At 37.5% G+C, this 2,392-nt stretch carries 3 protein-coding genes; 1 reads left to right on the top strand and 2 read right to left on the bottom strand.

What is annotated here, in order from left to right:
* Positions 1-89: 89 nt before the first annotated feature.
* Positions 90-1,418, bottom strand: a complete 1,329-nt coding sequence (gene dcm / locus BTHERMOSOX_RS10440) for a DNA (cytosine-5-)-methyltransferase (RefSeq protein WP_138121085.1) — start codon at positions 1,416-1,418, stop codon at positions 90-92.
* Between the two features lie 76 nt (positions 1,419-1,494).
* Here dcm and BTHERMOSOX_RS10435 point away from each other — a divergent pair, with 76 nt between their 5' ends.
* The gene (locus BTHERMOSOX_RS10435; RefSeq protein WP_138121084.1) at positions 1,495-1,701 is read left to right on the top strand and encodes a helix-turn-helix domain-containing protein; all 207 of its coding nucleotides are present in this window, start codon (positions 1,495-1,497) and stop codon (positions 1,699-1,701) included.
* 509 nt (positions 1,702-2,210) lie between these two features.
* Here BTHERMOSOX_RS10435 and BTHERMOSOX_RS10430 read toward each other — a convergent pair.
* The coding region (locus BTHERMOSOX_RS10430; protein ID WP_212744657.1) for a hypothetical protein at positions 2,211-2,392 on the bottom strand (182 nt) is incomplete at its 5' end.

The following is a 2,392-nucleotide window of genomic DNA, read 5'->3' as shown; positions in this document are numbered from 1 at the left end:
CGGATGGCCTTTTATTTTGTCTCCACCTTCGCTATCGCTCAGACTCCGACAAAACAACCGGCCCTACGGCTATCGCGGACTAAAAATCTTCACTTCGCTAAAGCTCCGTTTCCAGGATTTTCAGCGATTGCACCTATTACCCTATGAGAGACCGATTTAATAACTGGAGTTACGACCGTATTCCCAATTAAGTCATAAAGATCCTTATGACTTATATTTGACTCATACCACTCGGGGAAGCCAAAAAACCGCAAGCACTCTCTTTCTGATATTCTTCTAATTTTATTATTATCAAGAACACCAATTCGATCTGCTTCTGTGGCTACAATTGTTGGGGAAATACATTTTTTTCCTAATATCTTATTAAGTTCAAAGCTTAGTTTTCCCGTTACAATATTGTAGCCTTTTGCAGCATGAAGGGCGTACTCCCTACTTTTCATGCCATTCTCAGAAATAATGAGTTCTTTTGGGTGTTCAAATCTCAAATATTTCTTTGTAACCATGTCATCTAATAGCTCTTTTAATTCACTCATCTCTACATGAGAATAAAATGAGTGTATTTCATCAAGAGTCAAAGGCATTCCATCCATCCAAACAATACCTTTAAGTAAAGCCCATTTTTTCTTCCTTCTTTCCTTTAGCAATGTACTCATTAGGCCTTTTTGTTCTTTGGTTAGTGCCCCCTTTAATTCTAAATCCCAACTATGAATATTGTTTGCCCCGCCTCGTTTGTCTTTTATTGCCTTACCTTCTAACTCAGAGGGCTGATATAGTTTTAATAGCCTTTTAGTAAAATCAGTTTCTAAAGGAGGAAGACCTTTTTCTTGAATATCATTAAAAACCTTTGTTCCACTCTGAAAATCATCTAATGAAATATCTTTATTGAGACTTCCTACAATATAAATTCTTTTACGTGTTTGAGGTATTCCAAAAAGTTTTGCATCTAAGACCTTCCAAGAAACTTTGTAGTCCAGTCCTTTTAAAATATCGAGTATTGTCTCTAAAGTATTTCCAATAACGGAATCCTTATCTTTTCTATCATGAGTAACCAAACCTTCAACATTCTCTAATAAAATTCCACTAGGTCTTTTCTCTTTAATAATTCGAGCAACATCAAAGAAAAGAGTGCCTCTCGCATCGTCAAAACCTGCTTTTCTTCCTGCTGTACTAAAAGCTTGGCAAGGGAATCCAGCAAGTAAAAAATCAAAATCTGGTATGTCTGATTCTTTAACCTTTGTTATATCCCCAAACACTTTCTCTCCTGAAAAATTATGTTTGTATATTTCAACTGCATACGGTTTTATTTCAGAAGTAAAAACACACTCGGAAGAAATATTCATTTCTTCACACGCTTGTTCAAAACCAATTCGAGTACCACCTAATCCTGCAAATAAATCTATAAATTTTATGTTTTTCATATAAATATTGAAATAAAGTTATGTTAAAAGTATAGTAAATCAATCGTTTACTTGAGTCAATTGTTCGTTTACTAAAATGCGTATTTACACACCTGAAGAAGTATTGAAAAAGGTTAAATCTATAACTAAAGATAACCTTGATAGTGAGCTTGCTAAACGTCTAGGGGTTAGCAAGCAATCACTCTCCCAATATAAAAATAAAAATAGCATTGATGTTCAACTCAGAATTTTATCATTGCTTATTCACAAAATTGAAAACGCCACCGATACAGACAAAAAGTGATACTAAGAAATTGTTAGTTTCTAATTATTTTCTGCCCACCTATTCCATGAACGGTTCATTAATAGAGAAGCTAATTCTTTATGCTTACGCTAAAAATCAGGGAAACGGAGCCCAAGCGAAGTGGTGATTTTTAGTCCCTGGTAGGCGGCAGGGCAATTCGCTGATCCGAAGTGCGCTAGCAGCGCGCGAGGGAGGCAAAGAATTGCATTCCGAATAGCCGTCCAGCCATTGAGGTAGTCTTAACGGAGCAGGGTTTTGTGCGTAGTTGAGACGGACGCAGGGCGGCCAGGGCATCTCCCATTCGCTGCGTAGGCGAATGAATTATGGCGACAGGAGTCCCAAAATTTCGTGAGGTAGCATGGCGCGCCTGTTAATATCATTGTGTATGTTATTTAAAATCTGTTCGTTAATCAGCTGGCTGTTCTCAGTCCCCATATTAAGAGCTTTAGCAGTTTGATTAACATTCCGTCCAATTGAAGCTAACTGGCGGTTAGATAACATTAACTCTCTCATCTCGGCTTCCCGTCTAAAGCGGGACAAAAATTAACGGTAAGTCGGTTGCACAAACGACCGTTTGCGCAAGATTTTTCAACGTCACGGATAATCACCGCTATTGCCTTGCAATAACCTCTTTCATATAGTGAATAAAAGGTAACGTGTTTTTGAAAGAAAAGAAAGGGGATCACCATGG

It is taken from the genome of Bathymodiolus heckerae thiotrophic gill symbiont, assembly GCF_900128515.1.
Taxonomy (GTDB): domain Bacteria; phylum Pseudomonadota; class Gammaproteobacteria; order PS1; family Pseudothioglobaceae; genus Thioglobus_A.
This window is presented reverse-complemented; position numbering and strand designations above follow the sequence as displayed.

What these genes read in the sequence shown, in the direction of transcription:
- dcm (WP_138121085.1), bottom strand. Translation starts at nt 1,418, where the DNA reads ATGAAAAACATAAAATTTATAGATTTATTTGCAGGATTAGGTGGTACT.
- BTHERMOSOX_RS10435 (WP_138121084.1), top strand. Translation starts at nt 1,495, where the DNA reads ATGCGTATTTACACACCTGAAGAAGTATTGAAAAAGGTTAAATCTATA.